Source organism: Mycobacterium marseillense (assembly GCF_010731675.1).
In the GTDB taxonomy this organism is placed as follows: Bacteria; Actinomycetota; Actinomycetes; order Mycobacteriales; family Mycobacteriaceae; genus Mycobacterium; species Mycobacterium marseillense.
Genome location: NZ_AP022584.1, coordinates 5,186,375 through 5,212,874, shown reverse-complemented (window position 1 = coordinate 5,212,874; position 26,500 = coordinate 5,186,375). Strand labels below are relative to the sequence as shown.

19 protein-coding genes are annotated in these 26,500 nt (G+C 67.9%); 8 read left to right on the top strand and 11 right to left on the bottom strand.

Going from position 1 to position 26,500, the window contains the following annotated elements:
• The first annotated feature begins 17 nt into the window (after positions 1-17).
• A complete protein-coding gene (locus G6N26_RS24350; protein WP_139799225.1) occupies positions 18-1,652 on the top strand; it encodes an ABC transporter family substrate-binding protein in 1,635 nt (544 codons plus the stop codon).
• On the opposite strand, the gene G6N26_RS24345 is transcribed toward G6N26_RS24350, so the two are convergent.
• From G6N26_RS24345 to G6N26_RS24335, 3 genes are all read right to left on the bottom strand, one after another.
• Positions 1,639-2,883 carry an alpha/beta hydrolase gene (locus tag G6N26_RS24345; protein WP_083020268.1) on the bottom strand — a complete coding sequence of 415 codons (1,245 nt, stop codon included), beginning with the start codon at positions 2,881-2,883 and terminating at the stop codon, positions 1,639-1,641. The two genes, G6N26_RS24350 and G6N26_RS24345, sit on opposite strands and share 14 nt — an antisense overlap.
• A 96-nt stretch (positions 2,884-2,979) precedes the next feature.
• Positions 2,980-5,601: an AAA family ATPase gene (locus G6N26_RS24340; protein ID WP_083020266.1), complete on the bottom strand. Its 2,622-nt coding sequence runs from the start codon at positions 5,599-5,601 to the stop codon at positions 2,980-2,982.
• Positions 5,598-6,749: a metallophosphoesterase family protein gene (locus G6N26_RS24335; RefSeq protein ID WP_083020264.1), complete on the bottom strand. Its 1,152-nt coding sequence runs from the start codon at positions 6,747-6,749 to the stop codon at positions 5,598-5,600. The genes G6N26_RS24340 and G6N26_RS24335 overlap by 4 nt, the downstream gene beginning before the upstream one ends.
• A 1,235-nt stretch (positions 6,750-7,984) precedes the next feature.
• Between G6N26_RS24335 and G6N26_RS24330 the strand changes: the two genes are divergently transcribed.
• Positions 7,985-8,488 (top strand): SixA phosphatase family protein, encoded by a 504-nt coding sequence (locus tag G6N26_RS24330; protein WP_083020262.1) that lies wholly within the window; start codon positions 7,985-7,987, stop codon positions 8,486-8,488.
• 112 nt (positions 8,489-8,600) lie between these two features.
• Here G6N26_RS24330 and G6N26_RS24325 read toward each other — a convergent pair whose 3' ends face one another.
• Positions 8,601-9,155, bottom strand: a complete 555-nt coding sequence (locus tag G6N26_RS24325) for a DUF3558 domain-containing protein (protein WP_067164943.1) — start codon at positions 9,153-9,155, stop codon at positions 8,601-8,603.
• Positions 9,152-9,709 (bottom strand): DUF3558 domain-containing protein, encoded by a 558-nt coding sequence (locus G6N26_RS24320; RefSeq protein ID WP_067164947.1) that lies wholly within the window; start codon positions 9,707-9,709, stop codon positions 9,152-9,154. The genes G6N26_RS24325 and G6N26_RS24320 overlap by 4 nt, the downstream gene beginning before the upstream one ends.
• Before the next feature lie 181 nt (positions 9,710-9,890).
• Here G6N26_RS24320 and G6N26_RS24315 point away from each other — a divergent pair, with 181 nt between their 5' ends.
• The 3 genes from G6N26_RS24315 (at position 9,891) to G6N26_RS24305 (ending at position 14,840) form a co-directional block, all read left to right on the top strand.
• The gene (locus G6N26_RS24315; protein ID WP_083020260.1) at positions 9,891-11,657 is read left to right on the top strand and encodes an ABC transporter ATP-binding protein; all 1,767 of its coding nucleotides are present in this window, start codon (positions 9,891-9,893) and stop codon (positions 11,655-11,657) included.
• Positions 11,654-13,570 (top strand): ABC transporter ATP-binding protein, encoded by a 1,917-nt coding sequence (locus tag G6N26_RS24310; protein WP_083020258.1) that lies wholly within the window; start codon positions 11,654-11,656, stop codon positions 13,568-13,570. The genes G6N26_RS24315 and G6N26_RS24310 overlap by 4 nt, the downstream gene beginning before the upstream one ends.
• Before the next feature lie 124 nt (positions 13,571-13,694).
• The gene (locus G6N26_RS24305; protein ID WP_083020256.1) at positions 13,695-14,840 is read left to right on the top strand and encodes a BTAD domain-containing putative transcriptional regulator; all 1,146 of its coding nucleotides are present in this window, start codon (positions 13,695-13,697) and stop codon (positions 14,838-14,840) included.
• Positions 14,841-14,914: 74 nt separating this feature from the next.
• On the opposite strand, the gene G6N26_RS24300 is transcribed toward G6N26_RS24305, so the two are convergent.
• Both G6N26_RS24300 and G6N26_RS24295 read right to left on the bottom strand, forming a co-directional pair.
• Complete coding sequence (locus tag G6N26_RS24300) at positions 14,915-15,499, bottom strand: hypothetical protein (protein ID WP_067164959.1); 585 nt, start codon at positions 15,497-15,499, stop codon at positions 14,915-14,917.
• 261 nt (positions 15,500-15,760) lie between these two features.
• A complete protein-coding gene (locus G6N26_RS24295; protein ID WP_232067502.1) occupies positions 15,761-16,885 on the bottom strand; it encodes an adenylate/guanylate cyclase domain-containing protein in 1,125 nt (374 codons plus the stop codon).
• A gap of 40 nt (positions 16,886-16,925) precedes the next feature.
• On the opposite strand from G6N26_RS24295, the gene G6N26_RS24290 reads away from it, so the two are divergent.
• On the top strand, positions 16,926-17,423 hold the full coding sequence (locus tag G6N26_RS24290) for a DNA-deoxyinosine glycosylase (RefSeq protein WP_067173927.1): 498 nt from the start codon (positions 16,926-16,928) through the stop codon (positions 17,421-17,423).
• A 13-nt stretch (positions 17,424-17,436) separates the two neighbouring features.
• On the opposite strand, the gene G6N26_RS24285 is transcribed toward G6N26_RS24290, so the two are convergent.
• Entirely contained in the window at positions 17,437-18,780 is a 1,344-nt protein-coding gene (locus tag G6N26_RS24285; protein ID WP_232067629.1) for an amidase, read from the bottom strand.
• A 126-nt stretch (positions 18,781-18,906) separates the two neighbouring features.
• On the opposite strand from G6N26_RS24285, the gene G6N26_RS24280 reads away from it, so the two are divergent.
• Together G6N26_RS24280 and G6N26_RS24275 are read left to right on the top strand one after the other, a co-directional pair.
• The gene (locus G6N26_RS24280; protein ID WP_067173944.1) at positions 18,907-19,341 is read left to right on the top strand and encodes an HIT family protein; all 435 of its coding nucleotides are present in this window, start codon (positions 18,907-18,909) and stop codon (positions 19,339-19,341) included.
• Between the two features lie 153 nt (positions 19,342-19,494).
• Positions 19,495-23,427 (top strand): diguanylate cyclase domain-containing protein, encoded by a 3,933-nt coding sequence (locus G6N26_RS24275; protein WP_263643934.1) that lies wholly within the window; start codon positions 19,495-19,497, stop codon positions 23,425-23,427.
• An 8-nt stretch (positions 23,428-23,435) separates the two neighbouring features.
• Here the strand turns inward: G6N26_RS24275 and G6N26_RS24270 are convergent, their stop codons facing one another.
• From G6N26_RS24270 to G6N26_RS24260, 3 genes are read right to left on the bottom strand one after another with little or no spacing between them, the layout of a single operon-like run.
• The gene (locus G6N26_RS24270; RefSeq protein WP_083020250.1) at positions 23,436-24,467 is read right to left on the bottom strand and encodes an LLM class flavin-dependent oxidoreductase; all 1,032 of its coding nucleotides are present in this window, start codon (positions 24,465-24,467) and stop codon (positions 23,436-23,438) included.
• Between the two features lie 45 nt (positions 24,468-24,512).
• Positions 24,513-25,643, bottom strand: a complete 1,131-nt coding sequence (locus G6N26_RS24265) for an FAD-binding protein (RefSeq protein ID WP_067173915.1) — start codon at positions 25,641-25,643, stop codon at positions 24,513-24,515.
• Positions 25,640-26,476, bottom strand: coding sequence for a uracil-DNA glycosylase (locus G6N26_RS24260; RefSeq protein WP_083020248.1), 837 nt, complete (start codon positions 26,474-26,476; stop codon positions 25,640-25,642). Before G6N26_RS24260 ends, G6N26_RS24265 begins: the two co-directional genes overlap by 4 nt.
• Positions 26,477-26,500: the final 24 nt, after the last annotated feature.

Sequence of the window (26,500 nt, the reverse complement as noted above, 5' to 3'; positions counted from 1 at the left end):
CGGCAGCGCTTTTCACGATGGCGCTGGTGCTGTCGGGCTGCTCACCGGCCATCAACGTGATTCCGGAAACGGGGCAAAACGCGCGGATCGGTACGTCCAGCGACATCAACCCGCGCGATCCGGCCACACTAAAAGACGGCGGCGACCTACGACTCGCGCTCACCGCCTTCCCGCCGAACTTCAACATATTGCACATCGACGGCAATTCCGCCGAAGTCGCCGCGATGATGAAGGCCACCTTGCCGCGGGCCTTCGTCATCGGGCCGGACGGCTCGACGACGGTCGACACCAACTACTTCACCAGCATCGAACTGACCGGCACCGCACCGCAAGTGGTGACCTACACGATCAACCCCAAGGCGGTGTGGTCGGACGGCACACCGATCACCTGGGAGGACATCGCCAGCCAGGTTCACGCCCTGAGCGGCGCCGACAAGAATTTCGAGATCGCCGGGCCCAGCGGCGCCGACCGCGTCGCCTCGGTGACCCGGGGAGTCGACGACCGGCAGGCCGTCATGACCTTCGCCAAGCCGTACGCGGAGTGGCGCGGCATGTTCGCCGGCAACGGAATGCTGCTGCCCAAGAGCATGACGGCCACCCCGGAGGCGTTCAACAAGGGCCAGCTGGACGGCCCGGGGCCATCCGCCGGCCCGTTCATCGCCACCTCGCTGGATCGGACGACCCAGCGGATTGTCTTGAGCCGCAACCCGAAATGGTGGGGGCCACGGCCCCGCCTCGACAACATCACCTACTTGGTGCTCGACGATGCCGCACGGCTGCCGGCGCTGCAGAACAACACGATCGACGCCACCGGGGTCGGCACGATCGATCAACTGACCATCGCGCAGCGCACCAAGGGGATCACGATCCGGCGCGCCCCCGCCCCCGCCTGGTCTCACATCACGTTCAACGGAGCCCCCGGGTCGATCCTGGCCGACAAGGCGTTGCGAGTCGCGGTGTCCAAGGGCATCGACCGGCAGACCATCGCCGAGGTGGTTCAATACGGCCTCACGAGTAACCCGGTCGCGCTGGGCAATCACATCTACGTCGCGGGACAGCAGGGCTACCAGGACAACAGCACCGTGATGCCCTACGACCCGGCGGCCGCCAAGCGCGAACTCGACGCCTTGGGTTGGAAGCGGGTCGGCCAGTTCCGGCAGAAGGACGGTCGCCAGCTGGTCATTCGTGACCTGTTCTACGACGCCCAGGGCAGCAGACAGTTCGCGCAGATCGCCCAGCACAGCCTCGCTCAAATCGGGGTCAAGCTCGAACTTGTCGCCCGCGCGGGCAGTGGCTTCTTCACCAACTACATCAACGTCGGAGCCTTCGATCTCGCGCAATTCGGTTGGCTCGGAGACGCTTTCCCGCTGTCGTCGTTGACCCAGATCTACAAGTCCGATGGGGAAAGTAACTTCGGCAAGATCGGCAGCCCGCAGATCGACGCGGCCATCGAGCGGACATTGGAAGAACTCGACCCCGACAAGGCGCGGGCGCTGGCCAACGACCTCGACAAGCTGATCTGGGCGGAGGGGTTCAGCCTTCCCCTGACCCAGTCGCCCGGCGATATCGCGGTGCGCAGCACGCTGGCGAACTTCGGCGCGGCGGGCCTTGGCGACCTGAACTACACCGCCATCGGTTTCACGCGGAGCTGAGCCGGCGTAAGAGCGGCGTCGGGATCGGCAGCGCCGCTTCGGCGGCGGCGGCCGTCTCGATCAACTTCCACAGCAGACGCACCTCGGGGCGCGGCGGGAGCGCGTCGAGCGCCGATGCCTGGGCGGCAAGCCCTTTGAGGTCGCCGCGGCGAACCGCGTCGGCAGCGGCGAGCGCGACGGGTTCCCGGAAATCCAGCGCGCTGTGCGCCATGCTCGGCAGGCTCAAGAGCACCGCATTGGGCAGCAGCGACGCGACGCGATCGGCCACCGCCGGTGGAGTGATCAGGTCACGGCCGCCGGAAATCACCGCGGTGGGCCAGGTGAAGTTCGGCAGTTCGGCGGCCAGGTCGTAGGGCTCGTCCTCGAAACTCACTCGCTGCGTGCGTGCTTCGCTTTCGGCCACCGCGGGGTCCAGCGGCAGGCCGTCGGGTTCGGCGGCGTAGTCCAGTTCGCGGAACGCGATGCGGCTCACCAGATCTTCCTCGTAGCGGTACGGCAGGTTACTCAGGGTGGTGAAGCGGGATAGTGTCCACCACAAGAGTTTCCGGCGCTCCAGCAGCAGATCGAGTTGACGCTCGAGCAGGTCGGCCCCACCGTAGCCGTAAATGGTCGCGACGACCTGTGTTGCGGCCGGGGTCATGACGCCGGCGTCGACGAGTTTGCGCATTTTCGGCGCCAGCGCAACGGTTTCGGGACTGTCGCCCCTGAGCAGCAGCCGGCGGATCGCCCGTCGCACGATGACGATGTCGTGCCGCGACAGCAGGGGCGAATCGAGCACCATCGCGTGCGCGCGATCGGGGTGGCGGACACCGACTCCGGCCGCGATGTAGGTGCCGTAGGAGGCGCCGTAGACGATGGCCGAGTCCACGTGGGCGTCGTCGAGCACCGCCGCCACGTCGTCGACGACCTGGTTCACGGTCATCGACTGCGGAGGCAGATCGGCACCAGAGTCGTCGTGCCGCGACATCCCCACCCCGCGGTGTTCGATCATGATGACGTCCAGGCCGGCCGCCGTCGCGCGTCTCCGCAGTCCCTTGTACATCTGCACCGACGCGACCCCGGGCCCGCCGGGGATGATGACCAGCGGATGGGGGGACTTGCGGCCCGTCCGCACGTAGTACAGATCGAACTCGTCGGCGCTGTGCGGCGAGATCGGCCGGCGCACGGCGCGCACGCCGGGCAATTCCGCCAGCTTCTGCTGCACCCGGCTGCGCTTCGCGTTCATCGTCATTCGTGTCGGACCGCCATGGTCCCATTCTGCAGGCACGGCATCCCGGCAGCGCCGAATCGTCACAGCCGCGGTATCGGCTGAGGTCAGCAGACCACGTCAGGCGCTCAGATCGATGCGATGCGCGCCCCGCACCCCGTCGTATCGGTCGGGACTGCAGGTGAGCACGATCACCTGCCCGTGAGTGCCGACGCTGTCGAACAACTGCCCCATCTTGGCCAGCCGGTCGGGGTCGGTGAAACCCAGCGCGTCGTCGACGACCACCGGCACGGCGTCCTCCTTGGCGACCAGCGCGGCACCGGCCAGCCGGGCCAGGATGCCCAGTTGCTCCTTGGCGCCGCCCGACAAGGATTCGTACGGCACCGTGATGCCGTTGAGCGTGCGGCTGCGGATGCACAAGTCGCTGTCGATGTCGACCTCGAAGCTCGGGCCGAACACGGGACGTCCGAGCCGCTGCAGCTCCGCGCGATAGGGCTCGACGTAGCGTCGCCGGGTGGTGTCGCGGTGGCGCGTCATCACCGAGCGCAGCAGTTGCGCGGCCCGGGCCCGCGCGCCGATCTGGCTGTGCTCCGTGGCGGCGTGCTCGCGTTCCGTCTCCGCGGCGTCCAGCTTGCCCTGGCGCCCCTCACTGCCGAACACCGAGAGTTCGATGGTGATCTCGCGCAACGCGCGGGCGGCTTCTTCGTAGTGCTCCCGCAGCGATTCGGCTTCCTTGGTGGCCTCGGCTAATTCGGCGGCGACCGCATCGGGGGACGCGGCGGCCAGGGCGGCGGCGAGCTCGCCGACGCGTTGGTCCGCGGCTTGCTCGTCCCGCGACGCCGTGTCCGCCGAGGCCGCGAGCTCCTCGTCGCTGACCGAGGCGCGCTCGGTGGCCAGCCGGACGGCGGTGGCCTGGGACTCGGCGCGTTGGGCTTCCAACGTGTTCTGCAGAACCGTTGCCCGGGTGGACAACTCGGCCAGCGCGGTGGCGGCGCTGGTGGCGGCCTGACGGTGCGCCTCGCAGTCGGTCGAGGCGGCCGCGTGACTCTGCTGGGCGGTGTCGAGTTCGGCTCGGGCGGTGCCGATGTCCGTGACACCAGGCTCCGGCTCGGCCGGGTGTTCGGCGCGTAGCTGCGCCAGGCGCGAGCGCATCTCGTCGATCTGCTCGTCACCGCACAGACCGGCCAGCGTGGCGCTGAGCTGATCGCGGGTGCTCTGCAGCTCGCGGCGTCGCTGGTCGGCTAAGCGAGCGGCGGCGAGATCGGCCACGTCGACCGCCGTCAGCGCCGCGGTCATCTCTTGTTGCGCCGCAGCATGTTTCGAGTGAATGTCCAGTGTGGTCGTGCCCGGGTCGACCCGGGCGGTCAGGACATCGGACACCTCGACCACGGTGGACCCGACGGCGGTGATCGACCAACGTTGCCCCGCCGACAACGAGATCCGCTCGCCGCCGACCACCAGGTCGATATCCGCGGCAGCGGTGAATTCGATCGCCGCCGATGTCGACGCCAACTGGTCTCCGATGCGATCAACGGCGGCGCAGGCGTCCTCGATTCGCCGCAGCGATTCCTCGGTGACGGCGATCATGCTGAGCTCGGTGCGGATTCGCTCACGGTCCCGCTCAATGGCATCGATTTTGGCCAGCCGGGTGCTCAACCGGTCGGCCTCCTCGCGGTCGGCGAGCCGGTCGACGGCGCGGCGTGCGGCCGCGACCCGGCATTGCAGGTCCGCGACGGCCTGCGTGGCCTGTTGAAGCGCGGCGTCGCACGCCTCGGCCTCGGCACGCGCAGCCGAAGCGGCGGCCGCGGCCTGGTGCGCCTGGGCCTCCGTCTCGCCGACGGCGCCGGTGCGGGTGTCGATTTCGGCGAGCAGCTGCAAACGTCCGGCGTGGGCGCCGGCCGCGGCGGCGCTGGTGGCTGCCGCGGCCGCGGCCACCAATTGGGCTTCGCGCTGCTGCGCGGTGAGCTCGGCGATCCGGTCGGCGGCCTCCTGCGCGGCCGCCACGCGCGGGCCGGCTGCGATGCGACGCTGGGAGAAGTCGGCCACCTGCTCGGTCAACACCGCGTGGCGCGAGACCCGGTCGTCGACCTCGGCCACGGCGGCCGCGCACTCGGCGACCGCGGCCTCGGCATCGGCCAGGCGGGCGATGGCGGCGGCCCACTGGCCCGTCGGACGCCCGGTCGGGGTGAAGTACCGCGCGTATTCGGCGTCGATCCGCTCGATCAGCAATGGCTCGGTGCCGCAGAGCCCGCCGCTGTCACCGGCGGCGACGTCGAGCGCGCGCGACAGCGCGTCGCACCCGGACAGATCCACCGCGGCGGTCGACGCCGACTGCAGCACGCGCTGGGCGTGCCACAGGTCGCTGTCCACCGTCTCGGCCAGCATCGCCCGTACCCGTTCGTGGGCTTCGTCGCCGGTCAGCTGTTCGCGGCACGGCGTGATGACCGTCAGCTCCGTCTCGCACTTCTTGTGAAAACGCTTGCGATACACGAAACGGTAGGGGCCGCAGCTGATTTCGGCGGATACCTCGGAACCCACGTCGCTATGGGTGGGCTTGACCTGCTTGACTTCCTTCTTCGTCGACCGATCCCGGGACTCCAGCAGCAGGTCCAGGGCCTCGATCATCGACGACTTGCCGATCTCGTTGGCGCCGCACACCACCACGACGCCGTGGTCGGGGAATTCGATCTCCCGGTGCGAGATGCCGCGGTAGTTCGTCAGGATCAGCCGGTGCAGCTTCACGCCGCGCCCCGATCGGTTAGACGCAGCAGCAGTGCCAACGCCGCCTGGGCGTCGACGGCGGTGGCGGAATCCTCCTCGCGCGCCGTGGCCACCAGCTCGTCGACCGCCGCGGCGGCGAATCCCCCGATACCGAGATCGCTGAACTCGCCGTCGGCCGGGATCACCGCCAGCTCGGTGTGCCGGTCCCACAGGCCCAGCCAGGCGAACAATCGCGCGTATTTGTCCAGGCACGCGTCCAGCGCGGCGCGGTCGGTGACCGTCAACGAACCGGTGAGCGCCAGGCGCACCACGGTTCGGTCTTTGTCGGTCATCAGGTCCAGGTTCACGTCGAGGTCGGCGATGTCGCGGCTGCTGTCGACCTGCCGATGCATGGTGACGAAGCGCCAACGGCCGACGTGCCGTGCGGTCACGGAGACCGCGCGCCGCGGGTCGGCCTCGTCGATGTCCACGACCAGCACGTGGCCCGGGTCGGATTCCACGTCGTCGAAGTTGGTGACTTCCGGCGACCCGGAGTACCACACCCGGCCGCTGCCGCCGACCTGGGTCAGAGAGTGCTTGTCCCCCAGCGCCACATAGTGCACCGCGCCGCGGGACAGCGCGTCGTCGAGCTTGGCGAGCCGGATCAGGGAGGGCTTGTCCCGGTCGGGATCCAGGACGTCGACCCCGCCGTGCGCGACGAGGATCCGGGTACCCGTGGCCTGCGGCAGGCCGTCCAGGACGTCGGCGACCACGTCGGTGGTCGGTACCTTCGACCGCCACGGCGAAGCGACGATCTCCAGACCGGGGCGAACCTGATGGATCCCGGCGCGGTCGAGCACCACCACGTTGTCGGGACGCTCGGAGGTGAACAGCGCGCTGGTGTACACCGACGAGGCGTCCAGGGGGTCGTGATTACCCGGAAGCAGATACACCGGAATTCCGATGCCGCGCATGGCTTCCAGGGATTGCCCGACGACCTTCGGCGGAAGCTGGTTGTGCTCGAAGACGTCGCCCGACACGACGACGAACTCGGCGCCCACTTCCGCGGCAAGCGCACCCAGACCGGCAACCGCGTCGCGGCGGGCCGCCGAATAGCGTGGCTGGGCGTCGCCGGCGAGGAAGTGCCGGGTCATGCCCAGTTGCCAGTCGGCGGTGTGCAGGAATCGCATGTGGGCGACCCCCTTTCGAACTGCGTGTTTACCGGGGCATCGCGAGTTTAGGTCTGTGCACCGACAAGACGCGGGACCTCGATCGGCAGGTCTTGGTGTGAGAAATCGGGCCAGATCCTGGAGTTCTTGATCGGCGGATCGAGTCCGGACCGAAACCGACTCGAGGTCGCGGTCAGAAACCCTCGCGACCATGTCTCAGATGAGTTGCGCCAGTGTGAATCAAGACCAGAAGGCCTGCACAAGCCGCTGCAGTCAGTCTCGCATGCTGGTACTCGGGAACTGCCGCAATATCTGGAGATCGACCAGGTCGAGGTGCCATCGCACCACGCTGGAGAAGCGAAATAGTAGATGGCTGCGACGCAAGCTAACTTGGCGGGTTCACAGGCCTGCCGGGATTCGGAAACGCCGGGTTGGTGTAGGCCGGCGTCTGTGGCTCATCGCCGGGATTCGGATTCATGGTTGGTGGTGGCCCGGACTCTGGCTCAGCTGATGGAGGCGGGGGTGCCCGATGTTCGGGCGGCGGCGGCTTGGGCACCAAATAGTTCTTCCACGCGCCCGGTGGATTCGGCGCAGGGCCGATGGTGTTATCCGGCCAGCGCCATGAACAGCTACCGGAAGCACCCCCGAAATCGCCTGCGGGAATGGTCAACCCAAAACCCATGAAACTTCCACCGATGGGGGCGTTGCCACCTGGACCGCCCATGTTCCATCCGCCATATTCGCAGTGCCAGTGCGTGCTGTTCTCTTCGATAGGAAAATCGCAGTAGTACGTCGTGGCCCCCGCCTCGAAAGTACTTCCGCCAACACCGGGATAGTCGCACACGCCGGGACCCGGAAGGTTGCCGCCCGGCCCGGCCCAGGCTACCTGCGAATTGAGGGTTACCCAGAAGGTAACTCCCGGTGCCACAAGTAATCTAATTCCCGTGCGCAACGACTCTTTCACTGTAACGCCTTCTGGCTTAGGCAAATGGCAGCGCGTGCCTCGAGCGGGGACTGCTATTCCAAGTTCTACAACGCCCGGGACAAATTCGCAGAGAAATTAGGATTCGTCCGCTTAGGCCGGTGCTGGCCGTCGGCGCCGAGACCGTGCTGCCAGTCGACCGATCGTCTCCATTCACTAGGCCTACCGGATACAACCGAGCTCGGCGACTTCGTCTGCCAACCACCACCCCGAGAAACTGCTCGACGACGGCGGGGATGATGACGACTTGCCCCAATGATTAATCTGATTGCTCGTGACTGCCGAGCGCACCTTGCTGCTGATGCGGCACGCGAAGTCCGACTACCCGGTCGGGGTCGCCGACCACGAGCGGCCGTTGGCACCCCGCGGCGTCAGGCAGGCCGGCCTCGCCGGCGACTGGCTGTGTGCCCATGCGCCCGCCATCGACGCGGTGTTGTGTTCCACGGCGACGCGGACCCGCGAGACGTTGCGGCACACCCGCATCGACGCGCCGGTGCGTTACAGCGAGCGCCTTTACGCCAGCACCCCGGGCACGATGATCGACGAGATCAACACGGTGGACGACGGCATCAACACGCTGCTCGTCATCGGACACGAACCGACGATGTCGGCGCTCGCGCTGGGGCTGGGCCGCGCCATGGGGTCCGACACGGCTGCGGCCGAACGCATTTCGGCCAAGTTCCCGACGTCGGCGATCGCGGTCCTCGCGGTGCCGTGCGCGTGGAATGGGCTCGAACTCGGTGGTGCGACGCTGCTCGACTTCGTCGTTCCGCGCTAAGCGCGCCGCGCCGAACGTCGACTTGTTGAGCTCAAAACACGCGATCGTCGACAACAACTCCACGTTCGGCGGCGTGGTGAGGGGCGCGACGCGGTGTGGGGCCGTCGAAGGCCTAGGAGTTGGTGGCCAGCGTCAGCTCCATCAGCTTGATGGCCTGCCCGCACGCATCGATGCCCGGCGCCTGCGGGTTGATCCACCAGCCGACCACCCCGGCGGCGTCGCTGGCCACGCCGCACGCGCCGTTGGCGTCGTCGGGGCGCATCACGATCGAGTCGATCCCGGCGATGGGCCGCGACTCGATCTTGTACTTCAAGAACTCCGCGACCTTGCGCTCGTTGCTCAGGCTGCCCTGCTCGAACCAGAACCGGGTGATGTCGATCAGGCCGGCCGGGTTGGCCGCCTGCCACCGGCAGATCGCGCCGACGAACGTGCTCTGGATGTCGAGCGGGTCGGCGCCCACGGTCTTGGCCAGAATGTCGCTGGTCAATACCTCACATTCCTTGAGCAGGTTCGGGTACTGCTGCTGGGAGTTGTTGTTGCGGGGCATGTTGCCGCCCGCCTTGACCGCGTTGCCGCCGATCGACCTGGAGCAGCCCGTCAGCACCAGCAGCGCAACCACCAAAACCGCTGCGGCGGCACGGGCAGTCGTCCTGCTCGGGGCCGTCATTTCGAGTTCGCAATCGACTGACGAGCCAGCTCTCTCGCGATGTCGCACGGCGGCGGGAACGGCTTCTGACTGAAACTGATCGACCACTCGATGAAGTCGTCCTGGAATTGGATGCCTACTTCGCACAGCGAGTCACCCAGGTTGGGCTCGTTCCCGACGGCGATGAAACCGCTGTGGCCGTTGATGTTGATGTCGTCGACGCTGGCACGTGAGAGCTCCTCGGTCTTGCGTTCGCGTCCGATCGGGCTGCCGCGATACCAGGAGAAGGAGAAGTGCGGCCCCAGGATGCCGCCGCCGGCGAGCCACTGACACCCCACGGAGTTGCGGGCGGTGTTGATCAGTCCGGTGACCCTGGTCAGCTCGGCCACCGTCTGGTCGCTGATGCCGCCGCACTGCGGGAACATCGGCCCGTGGTTGCCTTGCCCCTTCTGCGGCGTCGAGGACGCCGTCGCCCCGGGTTTGTTGCCGCCGGAATCGGAGCAGGCGGCAACCGCGGGAATCAGGATCGTCAATGCTGACGCCACAAGAGCCAGCGCCCTCGCGCTACGCCGCACCGCTACTCTGCTTCCGTTCCGCCCGCTGCTGGTCCACACGATGCACTGTAGCGGCAGCCCAGCGGGTCAACCACCGACGCGCCTGAGCAGGTATTTCAACGCCGCCAACGAGTGCGGTGCGCGCGTCGGCCATCGGCGGTTGGCAAGGACGCCCGGGCCGACGGTGTGCGACAGTTACCCCATGCTCCTGGCACTGCTGCGCCAGTACATCCAGCCGTATCGCCGGCTGGTCGCGGTGCTGATGGTGCTGCAGCTGATCAGCAACCTGGCGTCGTTGTACCTGCCGACCGTCAACGCGGCCATCATCGACGAGGGCGTCGCCAAGGGTGACACCGCCGCGATCGTCAGGCTCGGCATCGTGATGCTCGGGGCAACCGGATTGCAGGCGTTGTGCTCGGTCGGGGCCCTCTATTTCGGCTCTCGCACCGGGATGGGATTCGGCCGCGACCTGCGCGCGGCGATATTCGAACACGTCCTCACCTTTTCCGAGCGCGAGAGCGCCCGATTCGGTGCGCCGACATTGCTGACGCGCAGCACCAACGACGTGCGCCAAATCCAGTACCTGGTCCAGATCACGGCCACGGTGCTGGTGACGGCGCCGATCATGTGCCTCGGCGGAATCGTCATGGCCCTCCACCAGGAGGCTGCGCTGACGTGGCTGTTGCTGGTCAGTGTGCCGATCATGGCGGTGGCCAATTACTGGGTGATGTCGCACATGCTGCCCCTGTTCCGCAGAATGCAGGGGCTGATCGACGGCATCAACCGGGTGATGCGCGACCAGCTGGCCGGCGTACGGGTGGTCCGCGCGTTCGCCCGGGAAGGGTTCGAGCGGGACCGCTTCGCGCGCGCCAACGCCGCGCTGTCGAACACCGCACTGACCGCGGGCAACTGGCAGGCGTTGATGCTGCCGGTGACCACGCTGACCATCAACCTGTCCAGCATCGCGCTGATCTGGTTCGGCGGGCTGCGCATCGATCGCGGCCAGATGCAGGTCGGCTCGTTGACCGCCTTCCTGGCGTACTTCACCCAGATCCTGATGTCGGTGTTGATGGCGACGATGACGCTGGTGGTGTTGCCGCGCGCGGCGGTATGCGCCGAACGCATCACCGAGGTGCTCTCGACCCGTCCCGCCGTCACCGACCCGCCAGGTCCGGCAGCTCCCTCGGGTGGAATCAGCGGCGCGGTCCGCCTCGACCACGCCACATTCACCTATCCGGGCGCCGATCGCCCTGTGCTGCAAGACATCTCGTTCACCGCGCGGCCCGGGACCACCACAGCGATCGTCGGCAGCACGGGCTCGGGAAAGTCGACGTTGGTCTCGTTGATCTGCCGGCTCTACGACGTGACCGACGGGGCTGTCCTGGTCGACGGCATCGACGTCCGCGATTACCCGACCGAGCGGCTGTGGTCGGCGCTCGGTCTGGTTCCCCAGCGCGGTTACCTCTTTTCCGGAACGGTTGCCGACAACCTGCGTTACGGCGCCGCCCCGGGGCAGGAGCTCACCGACGAGGACATGTGGAAAGCGTTGCGGGTGGCCGACGCCGACGGGTTCGTGTGCGCGCACGGGGACGGGTTGGACATGCGGGTGGGTCAGGGCGGTATCAACTTTTCCGGTGGGCAACGGCAACGACTCGCCATCGCCCGCGCGGTCATCCGCCGCCCCGCCGTCTATCTGTTCGACGACTCCTTCGGCGCCCTCGATGTGCACACCGACGCGCGGGTGCACGCCGCGCTCAAGCAGATATCGGGGGAAGCCACCGTCATCGTTGTCACGCAACGGGTTTCGACCTCCGCCCAGGCCGACCAGGTGATCGTCATCGACGGCGGAAGACTGGTCGGCGTCGGCACGCACGAGTCGCTGCTCGCCGACAGCGCCACCTACGCGGAATTCGCCGACTCACAAGCGGTGGGCGCCGTGCCGTCAGGTCCGGTCGGGGGTGCCCCATGACCTCGTCGACCGGCATCGCGACCCGCGGCGTGGCGGCGCCGCCGGCCGGGCGGTCCCGCGATTTCTGGAGCTCGGCCGTCCGGTTGGTGAAACAACTTGCGCCGCAACGCAAGCTGAGCATCGCGGTGATCACGCTGGGACTCGCGGGCACGGCGATCGGCGTGATCGTTCCGCGGATCCTGGGCCATGCCACCGATTTGCTGTTCAACGGCGTCATCGGGCGCCAGCTCCCCGCCGGCATCAGCAAGGCACAAGCCGTCTCCGCCGCACGCAGCCGGGGGGAGAACACCTTCGCCGACCTGCTGTCCGGGATGCATGTGACACCGGGCCACGGGGTGGACTTCGGTGCCGTCGGACGAACGCTGAGTTTGGCGCTGGTCCTCTATCTCGTTTCCTCGGTGCTCATTTGGGCGCAGGCGCGGCTGCTCAACCTCACCGTGCAGCGCACCATGGTGGCGCTGCGCTCCGATGTCGAGGACAAGATTCACCGGTTGCCGTTGTCGTACTTCGACGGACACCAGCGCGGCGAGTTGCTGAGCCGGGTCACCAACGACATCGACAACGTCCAATCGTCACTGTCCATGACGATCAGCCAGCTGCTGACCGCAGTTCTCACCGTGGTGGCGGTGCTGGCGATGATGCTGTCCATTTCGCCGCTGCTGGTTGGGATCACCGTGCTGACCGTGCCGCTGTCGCTGCTGGCGACCCGGGCGATCGCGCGGCGTTCCCAGCGCCTGTTCCTCGCCCAATGGAGGAGCATCGGGCGCCTCAACGCCCACATCGAGGAGACCTACAGCGGATTCACGGTCGTCAAGACGTTCGGCCACCAGGCCGCGGCCCGCGAGCAGTTTCGCGCCCTCAACGACGACGTCTACCGGTCCAGTTTCGGTGCCCAGTTCTTCTCCGGGCTGGTGGCACCGGCGACGACGTTCATCGGCAACCTCGGCTATGTCGCCGTCGCCGTGGTGGGCGGCCTGCGGGTGGCCACCGGGCACATCACCCTGGGCAACATCCAGGCATTCATTCAGTATGTGCGACAGTTCAATTCGCCCCTGAGCCAACTGGCCGGGATGTACAACACCCTGCAGTCCGGGGTGGCCAGTGCCGAACGCGTCTTCGCACTGCTCGACGAACCCGATCAGGCGCCGGATCCCGAACCCGCGGGGCGCCCAACTAATGGCGACGCCCAGCGCTGCGCCGGCAGGGTCGAATTCGCGCACGTCAGCTTCGCCTATCTCCCCGGCGTGCCGGTGATCGAAGACCTGTCGCTGGTGGCCGAACCGGGTAGCACGGTGGCGATCGTCGGACCGACCGGGGCCGGCAAGACCACGCTGGTGAACCTGTTGATGCGGTTCTATGACGTCGACGCCGGCCAGATCCTGCTCGACGGGGTGGACATCACCACCTTGGACCGGCATTCGCTGAGGTCGCGGATCGGCATGGTGCTGCAGGACACCTGGCTGTTTGACGGCACGATCGCGGAGAACATCGCCTACGGGAGGCCCGGTGCGGGTGACGACGAGGTGGTAGCCGCCGCCGAGGCGGCTCACGTCGACCGGTTCGTGCTTTCGTTGCCGGCCGGCTACCAAACCCGAGTCAGCGGCGACGGCGCCAACATCAGCGCCGGCGAAAAGCAACTCATCACCATCGCGCGCGCATTCCTCGCCCGCCCGCAGCTGCTGATCCTGGATGAGGCGACCAGCTCGGTCGACACCCGCACTGAGGTCCTGATCCAGCACGCCATGCGCGAACTGCGCCGGGATCGGACGAGTTTCATTATCGCGCATCGCCTTTCGACGATCCGCGACGCCGACCGGATCCTGGTTGTCGAGGCCGGCCGGATCGTCGAACAAGGCAACCACGCCGAACTGCTGGCCCGGCGCGGCGCCTATTACGCGATGACGCGGGCCTGAGACCGAACGCATCCGAGGCAGGCCAAGCCGGGATTCCCAACGAATCCGCCCGCTTGGCGGCACAATCAACACTCGTGACCTCTTTGGCACCCGACGCCGCGGCCGGGAAGGGCCGGTAGGCGCGATGGCGGACAAACGTCTCGACTTCGGGCTGCTCGGGCCGTTGGAGATGAGCGTCGACGGCGTGCTGGTTCCGTTGGGCACGCCCAAGCAGCGGGCGGTGCTGGCCGTGCTGCTGATGAACCGCAACAACCCGGTCAGCGTCGACCGGCTGATCACCGCCCTGTGGGACGAGGCGCCACCCTCGGGGGCGCGGACCAGCATCCACTCCTACGTGTCCAACCTGCGCAAGCTGCTGAGCGGCGCCGGAGTCGACCCGCGCGCGGTGTTGGTCGCGGCGCCGCCGGGCTATCGGCTCAATGTCGCCAAGGACGCGTGCGATCTCGGCCGGTTCATCGCCGAGAACGCCGCCGGGTTGCAGGCGGCGGCGGCCGGCCGATTCGAACAGGCCAGTCAGCATCTCTCGGCCGCGCTCGACCAATGGCGCGGCCCGGTGCTCGAGGACCTGGCGGACTTTCGGTTCGTCGACCCGTTCACCACCTCCCTCGTCGAGGAGAAGGTCCTCGCCCACACGGCCAAGGCCGAGGCCGAGATTGCCTGCGGGCGAGGCTTTACCGTCATCACCGAACTGGAATCGCTGACCCAGGAGCACCCTTACCGCGAGCAGCTGTGGGCTCAGTTGATGACCGCCTACTACCTCACCGACCGCCAGTCCGACGCGTTGGCGGCCTACCGCCGCGTGCAGAAATCGCTCGCCGATGACCTCGGGATCGACCCGGGCCACAACCTGCGCACCCTCAACGACCGGATCCTGCGGCAGGAACCGCTGGACGCCAAGAAGACCGCGATGACGACCGCGGCGGTCACGATCACCGTTCTCGAGCAATACGCCGTCGCGTCGGACCAGAACGCGGTCGCGCATCTGCACGACGCCTCGGGGCGCAGGTATCCGCTGCACGCGTCGACAACCATTGGGCGCCTGAGCGACAACGACATCGTCCTCGACTCCCCCAAAGTCAGCCGCCACCACGCCGTCATCGTCGACACGGGAAACAGTTACATGATCAACGACCTGCGGTCCTCCAACGGCGTGCACGTGCAGGGCCAACGAATCGTCGCGGCCGCCGGTCTGCGGAACGGTGACCGCATCCGCATCTGCGACGACGAATTCACCTTTCGGCTCGCCTCAGGCGACCCCACCGACACGTAGAACCCTTCCGCGCTGAGGAACCCGGCAATTGTCGGACGGTTACGCGCCAATACCGTTAGGGCACTGCGGCTTTGCTACGACTGCAGATCCGGTCCCTGCGCGCGCAGGTCGTCGACCGCCGTCATCGCGTCGCGCAATTTGGCCAGCCACTCCTCGGCATGCTCACCGACCAGCTTCACCGACCACGCCAGCGCGTCGGCGCGGGACCGCGCGACACCGGCATCGACCAACGTGTCGAGCACCTGACGTTCGGGTTGTTTCAGCCGGGTCATGACAGGTACCGCGATGTGGGTGAACAGGATTCGTTCCGTGCCCGATGCCGAGCCGACCTCGACCCCCCAGGAAACTTTGCGTCCGTAGCGATCCTGGGCTTCGTCGGCGATACGCATTCGCTCGGATCGCGTGTCCTCGCGGAACCGTGAGGCTCGCCCCGCGGCGCGGGCCTCACTGTCCGCGTTTTCGGCGCTCGCCGTGTCCGCGAGCTTTCCGATGACCGTGATCTCTTCGCGGTCGACGACCACCGTGGGGTCGCCGTCGAACCAGTCCTCCGGAAGACGTCCGGCGAACCATTCCGCGGCGTCGCCGGCGTCGGGCTGCTGGGCTTGCTGCCAGCCGCCGGGGCGGCCGTATCGCCGCCCGTGGGTGTGATGGGGTTTCATGATTACATGATTACACCGTTGCGCCTGTAATGGAATGGCATTCGCCTGGGGCGAAAGCCGGCCGGTCGTCGAGCTCATCCCCGGGCCCCAAAAACCCGTTGATCCGGGCTGTTCGACGGCGTATTTTGGGTAGCGAAGCAGGCCCGGGAAGCGACCAATTCGAAGTGCCGGAACACGGGGTAGGAATCCGGCCGCGTAGGACACGCGTAAGACGGAGTCAGACGCCCCCAGGAGTCGCACCGGGCCTGCCCATATCGGTCGTCAGTCCTCGGCGTCGCCGCGCCGGATGCGAAACAGTTTGACCTCGCCCTTGATGCCCTTGAGGTGGCGGGCGCCGGCGAAGGATCCCGAAAATTCGCCGCGCTCCCCGATGACGTCCCACACCGAATCCGCCGCCAGGACCGTGCCCGGGCGCGCCACGCTCGTGACACGGCTCGCCACGTTGACCGGACTGCCGAACCAATCGCCGGCCCGACTCACCGCCATGCCGGAGGCCACGCCCGCCCGCAGCCGAGGGAAGTCGTTGTCGGAATCGACCGCTTCGACCAGTTTCACGACGACGTCGAGCAACGGCTGCGGCTCGGGACTGACGAACATCACCGCGTCGCCGATGGTCTTGATGAAACGCACCGGGGGGACGGTCATGTCGCGGGCGAGGATGGCCAGCCGGTTGGCGAGATGCCCCAGCTCTTCGGGCGTGACCGCCTCGCCGATCCGGGTGAAGCCGACCAGGTCGGCGAAGGCAACGCTGATCCGGCGCGCGCCCGGGAGCGGCTTGCCGGCGGCGCGCTCGGCCGCATTGACCGCTTCGGTCTCCATCATGTGGCGCAGTTGCATGAACAGCATGTGCTGGATCATCGGGCCCAGCATGGGCGCAATCTCGGTCACCAAAGCTTTTGAGGCTTGGGCGATTTCGAGCTCGCTGGCGCCCGGACGCATGATCGCCGACAGCGCCGAGTACCGCATGACCTCGGCGGTCCGCGACAGACCTTCGGCAAGCACCCGGACCACGAGAACCACGAGCTCGGGATCCAGTCCCACCTCGACGAACCGTTGCGCGAAGGCGGCGGCTTCACCGTCGGCCCGCATATGAACGACCGCGTCGGGGTCGTCGACCCGGACCAGACCGATAGCGCGCTGCACCTGCTGCAGCAGCCCTAGGTCGATGCCGTGGGTCTCGCTGATCTCCCGCGTGGACACGTACGTGCCATCGTCCCCGATGATGTGGCGGGTGGCCAGCAACAGCGGAGGATTGGTCGCCCGGATCTCCTCGGCGGTGATGCCCTGCTCGAACAGCCACCGCACCAGTTCGGCCCGCTCCGTGCGCGCGGTTCCCTCGAGCCCTTCGAGCAGGTCGTTGATGGTGCGGTCGTCCCCGTCGTGCACGTCGCCAACGTACAACGCCGGCGCGTCATGATGTGAGGTGATGAGCACACCGCTGCTGCGGGGATTCCCGCCGGTCGTCGACGGGCGCGCCAGGACGCTGATCCTGGGTTCGTTTCCCAGTGCGCAATCACTGGTGGCGGGCCAGTACTACGCCAACCCGCGCAACGCGTTCTGGTCGATCACCGGTGAGCTTTTCGGCTTCGAGGCCGCCGCGCCCTACGACCGGCGGCTGGCCGAACTGCAAACCCACGGAATCGCGCTCTGGGACGTGCTGCACGCGTGCCGTCGCGGCGGCAGCGCCGACTCGGCCATCGATCCAACAAGTTTGGTGGTCAACGACTTTGGCAATTTCTTCGCCGACTACCCCGCCATCACGGCGGTCTACTTCAACGGCGTCAAGGCCGCCGACCTCTACCGCAGGCGGGTGGTATCCCCCGACGAGATCCAGTACCACCGGCTGCCGTCGACCAGCCCGGCCCACGCGATACGGCCGGGTGCCAAGCTCGCGGCGTGGGCGGTGATTACCGGCGCGGCGTAGCGCCGAAGTTCACTCACGACACCGGCGGCCGGCGAAGTGCCCACGGTCGCGCGGATTCGATCTGCGCCGACAACGACAACAGCGTCGCTTCGTCATACGGCCGGCCGACCAGTTGGACCGACATCGGCAGACCGTCTGGATCCAAGTCCCAGGGAACCACCGCGGCGGGCTGTCCGGTCAGATTCCAAACCTGTTGGAAGGGAACGTATTGGCCCACTCTCAGCAGAGTCGACACTGCGCCGCGCCGTTGGTAGGCCCCGATACGCGATGGGCCCGTCGCTGTTCCGGGCGTGATGACGACGTCGACATCGTCGAAGATCGCCTGGATGCGCGAGACGACGGCCCCCTCGGCCGCCCGGATGGACTCCATCCGGCGATCCGAGAAAAACGACCCCAAGCGGGCCAGGTTGCGGGTGCGCGGTTCCAGACGTTCCGGATGAGCCAGGGCGTCCGCGTCGTCGCAGATGCCCCGCAAGTAGCGGGGCAGGTAGTTGGTGAGGATCGCCGAGGCCGGATATTCCGGGTCGGCCGTGATGACGTCATGCCCGAGATCGCGCAGCAACGCGCCGGCCTGGTCGACCGCCGCCAGCTCCCGCTTGCCGACCCGAACCGGCAGCGGGGTGGGGGCCTTGGTGCTCAACGCAATTCGCAGCCGGCCGGGCCTTCGCGTCGCCGCGGTCACGAATTCCCCCTCGGGACCGGGCACCGTCGACGTCGCGTCCAGGAACACGGCCGCGTCTAGCACCGTGCGGGCAATCGGGCCGTTGACGCTCAACCCGTACCAGGCATCGTCATGGGGTTCCAGCGACACCCGATCGCGTTGCGGCTTCAGGCCGAATACGCCACACCAGGTCGCCGGGATGCGAATCGAGCCGCCGCCGTCGGATCCCAACGCCAGCGGGGCCAGCCCGGCGGCGACCGCGGCGGCGCTGCCGCCGCTGCTGCCTCCCGGCGTGCGCCTGGGATCCCACGGATTACAGGTAGCGCCAAAGGTCAGCGACTCGGTATACGGCATCATCATCAGCTCGGGCACATTGGTCTTGCCGATGATGACGGCGCCCGCGGCGCGCAACCGGCGCACCACCTCCGCGTCGGCGCTCACCGGCGGCCGGTGTCCGCCGCTGCCGAAGGTCGTCACCTCCCCGGCGACGTCGACGTCGTCCTTGACCGCGACCGGCACACCGAGCAGCGGCAGCCGTTCGCCCGCGTCCAGGCGGTCCTGCGCCGCAGCGGCCTCGTAGCGAGCCCTGTCGGCGAGCACCACGCGGTAACACCGCAGTTGGCTGTCGAACTGCGCGATCCGCGCCAGGTAGACCTCGAGCAACTCCGGCGCGGTCAGTTCACCGTTGGCCAGCATGCGCGCTTGTGCCGCCGCGCCGGCGAAGGCGAGATCGTTCACCGCGGCAGCCTATCCCGCCAAAACGGGCCGGTCCGCCGTTGGTCTCGGCGTGGTCGCGGCGCGGCGACAAGTACCGTGGGCGACATGTCCTGCGTGTTCTGTGCGGTCGTCGCCGGGGAAGCTCCGGCCATCCGGATCTACGAAGACGACGATTACCTGGCGATCCTCGACATCCGCCCCTTCACTCGTGGCCACACGCTGGTGGTGCCCAAGCGCCACAGCGTCGATCTCACCGACACCACACCGGAGACGCTGGCCGGCATGGTCACCCTGGGCCAACGCATCGCCCGGGCCGCGCGCACGACGGAACTGGCCGACGCGACCAATATCGCCATCAACGACGGCAGCGCCGCGTTTCAGACGGTGTTCCACATCCACCTACACGTCCTGCCGCGCCGCAATGGCGACAAGTTGTCGGTCGCCAAGGGAATGCTGCTGCGTCGCGACCCCGACCGCGACGCCACCGGACAGATTCTGCGCAACGCGCTGGCTCGTATCGACGCAAGTCAGCCGGAATAGGCTCCTCGGCGGCCGTCCTTCGAAGGCACCAGCCGCGGCCCAACCTGGCAAAAGCCACACTTAACGCACGTGTGCAGCGGTTTAATGCCCTGTAACTCGTGGTGAAGTTGTTCGGTTTCTTCACCACACAGCAGGGGAGCGGCTGGAGCGGTGATGAGACGGCGGGCGGTGAATCCGTGGCGGCGGTCGGGGGTGCCCGCGTCCGCCGGGTGGCTCCTCGCCGGCGTGTATGGCGCGGCCGCGTTGTCGATCCTGCTGTCCTCGTTCGAGGGATGGCGCGGCCCGCATCCGGTCAATGGATTCGTCATCGCGGTGTGTCTTGCCATCACGGCGGCATACGCTGGACGGGCGGCGCGCTTCAAGGCGCCACGGCAACGCTACGGCTGGCTGGCGCTGGTCACGGCGCTGCTCGGCTGGGCCGCCGGTGAGATCATCTGGGCGGTTTACGACGTACGCCCAGAAGTCGACCACGCCACCCATCCCGCGGCCGCCGATTTCGTGCTGCTGTTGTGGCCGATCGGCGCCATGACCTCGCTGACGCTGCTCTCCCAGCTGTCTCGCAACACCCCCCGACGTCTGCTTCTCGACGGTCTTATTGTGGCGACGTCGCTGTTCGTCATCGCCTGGGTGTTCGTGGTCGAAGCGCAGCTACAGGAACATTCCGGCGCGCGGGTGGTGACGCTGGCGGAGGTCTTCGCCGACATCGTCCAGGTGACAACGGCGATCCTGATGCTGTCCCGGGCTCGCCCCGGTGACCGGCCCAGCCGCAGCCTGCTCGCCGGCGGCGTCGCCACCATCTGCCTCGCCGACATGGTGCTGGTCTTCCATACCGGTATCGCCAGCTATCACACGGGCGGGGTCGGAGACCTGGTCCGAGTGGCGGGCCTGGCGCTCCTGGCGCTCGCGGGACTGGCCGCCGCGCACGAGAGCCCCGCGCCGCCACCGCCGGAGGAGGTCGAGTTCCGCGCTCGGTTGTGGCTGCCCTACCTGCCGCTGCTCCTCGCCGCCGCCGTGGGCTGGGCACACGCGGCGGGCAATTCGGTGCACGATCCCATGCTGGCCGCGCTGGGCATCCTGGTCGCTGCCGTCCTGGCCCGGCAATTCGTCGTCCTGATCGACAACCAGAATTTGTTGTCGGAAGTCGCCCGGGAGGCGTTTCGGGACAACCTGACCGGTCTGGCGAATCGCGCCCTTTTCTTGCAGCGGCTGGAACAGGCCGTGGGGCGTCGGCATCCGAACGGCATGCCGATCGCGGTGTTGTGCCTGGACCTCGACAACTTCAAGTCGGTCAACGACGCCCTGGGCCATCCGGCCGGCGACGAGCTCCTCGTCCGGGTGGCCGGCCGGCTCACGGCGGCACTCGGGGAAAGCGGGACCATCGCCCGCCTCGGTGGCGACGAATTCGCCGCCGTCATCGAGGCTTCCGTCAAGGAGTCGCAGGCGGCCGCCCACCGGATCCTCGACGCATTCGCCAGCGCCATTCTGATCGACGGCATTCCGATCACCGTCCGGCCCAGCATCGGATTCACAGTGTGCACCGGCGCGTCGGCCTGCACGGTCGACCAGCTGCTGCGTCACGCCGACCTCGCCATGTACGCCGCCAAACGCGAAGGCGGGCAATGCATCCGCAGCTTCATGCCCGACCTGCCGCTGCCGTATGCGTTCCCGCCGTCTCCCGGGTCGCGGGGATCGGCGGCGGCCCCATCGCGTGTCGCCGTCAGCGCCGGCGCCGAAGCGACGCCGCAGGCGCCCGTTCCCGACGTCGCGACACCCACCACGAACGCGCCCGCCGAGCAGGCCGCGGACGATGCCCTTCCGCCATCGAGAGGTATCCGGGTCGGCTTCGCGGTGCTGGCGATTGGCGTGATCGCCTTCGCCGCGTCCAGCGTCGTGCATCCGGATGCGGGACATGGCATGTTCTCGGCCACGACGCTGTATTCGGCGCTGACGGTCTTAGCCGCCGGTCTGGTTGTCCTTCGCGCATGCCGTGTCGCGGCGGACCGGTTGGCCTGGTCACTGATCGCCGCCGCGATGGCGTTCTCGGCCGCGGGCGACATCGTCTACGCCTTGTGGGTGCCCAACGGTCGGTCCCCGTCGGTAGCTGACCCGGTGTACCTGGTGTACTACCCACTGGTCTATGCCGGGCTGCTGCTGCTCATGCGGGCGCGGTTCAAGCGGCTGCCCATCCCGATTCAGCTCGACTCCGTGGTGTGCGCCCTGACGTTGGCGGCAGTGGTCGCGGCCGTGACGGAGGGCCCCATGCGGGCGGCGGCGCTACGCACGCCGGCGACGGTGTGGATGGGCTTGGTCTACCCGTGGATCGACCTGGTGCTCTTGGCCCTGGCCGCCGGCATGCTGCCAATACTCGGCTGGCGCAATGAGTTTCGCTGGGTGCTGCTGATGGCTGGATTGGTGTTGTTCGCGGTGGCGGACGTGGCGTATCTGTTCCAGACGACCGCCGGCTCCTATCGGGTCGGCACCTTGCTGGATGCGTGTTGGCCGGCGTCGTCGTTACTCATCGCGATGGCCAGCTGGTCACCCTCGTCGGCGGCGACGGCGTTGCCCAGACACCGCTTCAGCTCCTACATCACTCCGGTGACGACCTCCATTGTCGCCCTGGGAGTGATTGTCCTGGCGCATCATTCGCGTCCGGCCGCGACGCTGGCGGCGTTGAGCCTGGTCGTGGCGACCGGGCGCTTCTCACTGACCTTCCGCGACGTGAGCCTGCTGCACACGAACGACAGGCACGCCATGACCGACGAGTTGACGGCGCTGCCGAACCGGCACTCACTGGCGAGCGCGCTGACCGCGTTGCCCGCTTCGGGATCGCCGGGGCCCGCGTCGGTGCCGGGCAGAGCGCAGGCGCGTCGGGCATTGCTGTTGTTGAGCCTCAGTGATTTTCACGAGATCACCGACTCGATCGGTCGCCAATTCGGCGATGAGTTGATGTGCCACATCGCAAACCGGTTGTCCGGCTGTGTCCGTCGCGACGACATGCTGGCGCGGGTAGGTGACGACCAGTTCGCCGTGCTGCTCGCGGACGGGGCGAACCTCACCGCCGCCAGCGCCCAGGCGGGCCGGCTGTTGGAGGCATTGAGTGAGCCGATCGCCTTGGACCCGATCACCGTCCAGGTCGAAGGCCGCATCGCCATCGCGCTGTGTCCCGACCACTGTGACCACCCGCAAGAGCTGCTGAGCCGCGCCGAAACCGCTATGGCGCACGCCCAATCGGCCCGCAGCAAAATCGCGGTCTACGACTCGTCGTTCGAGGTATATCGGAACAACGACCCCGACCTCATCGAGGACTTGCGCACGGCATTGTTCGACACCGACGAGCTCAGACTGCACTACCAACCCAAGATCGACGGGCGCGACGGCAGCGTTCACAGCGTCGAGGCGGTGCTGCGCTGGCAGCACCCCACCCGCGGGACGCTGCTGCCCGAGGAGTTCTTGCCCCTCGCCGAGCGCGCCGGACTGATGCGCAAGATCTCCAACCGCACCCTGAGCATGGCGCTGCAACAGGTCCGGTGCTGGCGCGAGCAGGGCATCACGCTCACCGTCGCGGTGAACCTGTCGACGACCAACCTGCTCGACATCGAGCTCGTCGGCACCGTCGAGCGGCTGCTCGCGAACTATGACCTGCCCGCGGACGCGCTCATCCTCGAGATCACCGAGAGCGCGCTGGTGGATTCCGCGCGATCCCGCAACACCGTCGCCGCATTGCAGCGCCTGGGAATTCGCATCTCGCTCGACGACTACGGCACCGGCTGGTCGTCATTGGCCCGCCTGCAAGAGGTTTCGGTCGACGAGCTCAAACTCGACCGGATCTTCGTCACCCGCCTGGCTCACGACGCACGGTCAGTCGCGATCGTGCGGTCCACGGTCGCGCTCGCGCACAACCTGGGCGCCGACCTCGTCGCCGAGGGCGTCGAGAACGAGGCCACCCTGAACGCCCTGCGCCGGTATGGCTGCATGATCACCCAGGGTTTCGTGCACACCGCGCCCTTGCCACCGGACGAACTACGGGACTGGATCGCCAGCCACGCACCCGAACCCCACTCCAGCCAGTCCAACCGGCGGGCGTGAGCGGGACTTTAGAACAGCTCTTTGGCCAACAGCTCCAGCGTCGCGACGCGCGCCGGCGCGGCGGCGGGGTCGGTGCCCCGGCGGGCCGAGGCCACCGGGTTCACCATCACCTCGTCGACGCCGAACCGCTCGGCGAGCGCCCGAATCTGCTCGGCGGCCTCCGCGGGCGCGCCCAGCACGGCGCGGCGCAGGCCACTCTCGACGATCCCCTGCTGCTGGCCCGTCAACTCGGCCACCGCCGCCTCCTCCACCAGCGGCACCGGCCCAAGCGGCTGCCCGGTCCGCAGCCTGGCCATCATCTGCAGGTTGGGAAGCATCAAAGCCGTTGCCTCCTCCCGCGTTTCGGCCACCGCCGCGTTGACCGTCAAAAACGTCCGCGGCTCCGCAGCCACGGTGCTGGGCCTGAATCGGGAGCGGTAAACCTCGAGCGCCTCTTCGGTCCCCTTGCCGGAAAAGTGATGTGCGAACACGTACGGCCACCCCTTGGCGGCGGCCAAATGCGCCGAGTACATCGACGAACCCAGCAGCCACAGCCGCGGTTCGGTCGCGGCGGCCGGGGTGGCCTTGAGTGTGTAGTCGCCCGAGCGCAGCGGAACCCGCACGCCGCGCGCGCTCATCAGCGCCGCGACGTCGTCGAGGTATTCGGGGAAGTTCTCGATGTCGCGGCCGTCCTGCCCACCCCGTAGCGCGTAGGAGGTCACCGGGTCGGATCCGGGCGCCCGGCCAATGCCGAGGTCGATGCGTCCCGGGGCGGCCGCTTCCAGCAGTGCGAACTGTTCGGCCACCGCCAGCGGCGCATGGTTGGGCAGCATCACCCCACCCGAGCCGAGCCGGAGCTGCGAAGTCTGCGGGGCCAGATAGGCCAGCACCACCGGCGGGCTGGTCGCACCGACCGAAGGCATGTTGTGGTGCTCGGCGACCCAGTAGCGGGTAAAACCCAACCGATCCGCGGCCTGCGCCAGCGCTACGGTGGCCGCCAGCGCGTCGCCGGTCGTCTGGTCGGTGCGCACCGGGATGAGATCGAGGACGGAAAGACGCACGATGGCGACAACGTGCGCGGGCCCGCAAACGTTCCCGGATCGGCGCTAGTAGTCCTTGAGCGTGATCGAGGAGACGATGCGGTCGAACACCTCTTGGGGTATCGGGGCGCCGCCGGGAATGTTGTCCACGACCAGCCACTGATTGCGCTGCACGTAGTCGGCGAACTCGCGCTGGTAGTTGGCGAATCCGCGTTCGTGATCGGCTGTCCCGTCTTGGGCAGCGGCGTCGAGCTCGCCGGCCAGGATGTAGGCGCCCAGCAGCGCGACGCTGGTGCCCTGACCCGACAGGGGCGAGCAGCAGTACCCGGCGTCGCCGACCAGCGCCACCCGGCCGCGTGACCAGCGGTCCATCGTGATCTGCGACATCTCGTCGAAGTAGAAATCCGGCGCGGTCCGCATGTACTGCAGCAGTTGCGGGCGAATCCATCCTTCGCCGGCCATCCGCCGCTCCAGCTCGTCGAACTGGGCCTCGATGTCGCGGTAGTCGATCCGCAGATCCGGGTCCATGAAACCCAACATGGCACGGGCCTCGGCGTTGTTGCGAGCGCTGTAGATCCCGGCCATCGTGGCGTCCCCGTAGTGCCACATCTGCCAGTAGTCCAGGTCCAAGAAATTGGGCACGGTGAAGATCGCCGCGTGCGTGCCCAGCCGCTCGATGAAATCCTCCTCCGGCCCGAACACCAATCGCCGTACGGTGGAGTGCAATCCGTCGGCGCCGATGACGAGGTCGAAGTCGCGCGGTGCGGCGCGCTCGAAGGTGACGCGGACGCCCGCGCCATCGTCCTCAAGCGCGGTGATGGTGTCGTCGAAAAGGTACTCGGTCGTCCATTGGCTTGCGCCGTACAGCAATTCGACCAAGTCGTCGCGCAGCAGCTCAATGTCGGGGCTGTCGATAGGGCCCCCGGTGGGCGTCGATTCGGTGTCGCGGGACAGTTCGTTGCCGTCCCGGTCGACCACGGAGGAGCCGCGGATTTGCGTCCTGCGCTTCTGGGCGGCGGCCAGCAGACCCATGCGGTCGAGCACGCCCAGCGCCGGGCCGCGCACGTCGATCGCCTGGCCACCCGGCCGCGGGCCGCGATGGCGCTCCACCACGGTCACCGAATGACCGTGTCGCCCAAGCCAAAACGCTGCCGCGGTGCCCGCCACGCTGGCGCCGGAAACGAGAATCTCGCTCACTTGATCCCTGCCAGTTCTTTTGCGTCGCGGAAGACGTCATCGAGCATTGCTGGTGTCAACCTACCGGTGAACATGTTTTGCTGGCTCGGGTGGTAGCAGCCGAGCAACCGCACGCCGGGCGCCAGGTCGGCGACGACGCCGTGGCCGAACCGGGGCTTGGGTCCCGCCGCTCTGCCGGAGGCACCCGGCAGTCGTAGCGCGATCTGCCAGCCGAATCCGCCGAGGGCCACGACCACGCGAACGTGCTCGGCCACCAGTTGCCATTCGGCCTGCAGCCAAGGCCAGCAGGTGTCCCGTTCGGCCGGGGTCGGGGCGTTGGCGGGGGGCGCGCACCGCACCGGTGCGACGATGCGAATCTGCTTGGTGCGCAACCCATCCGCGGCGTCGACGCTGGTCGGCTGGTTCACCAGCCCGGCCCGGAACAGCGCCGCGTACAACTGGTCGCCCGAGCGGTCGCCGGTGAACATCCGACCGGTGCGGTTGGCGCCGTGCGCGGCGGGTGCCAGCCCGACGATCAACAGCCGGGGCCGCGCCGCTCCCCAGCTGGGTACCGGCCGCCCCCAATACGGTTGGTCGGCGAAGGCCCGGCGTTTGACGGTGGCGACCTCCTCGCGCCAGTCGACCAGCCGCGGACAAGCCCGGCACACGCTGACCAGGGCATCGAGTTCGGGGATCGACGTGGCCTGCTCCGCGAGCGCGACGACCCGAGCGGCATCGGCCGCTACGGGCGTCTGCGGCGTGGCCGGATCGCCCGGCCATCCGGTACCCGCGCCAACCGGAGAGTCGAACGGCTGGCCGGTACGCGGGTGGTCGAGCACATGAACATCCTGCATTCAGGCGCGGCGGCCCGCAGACCC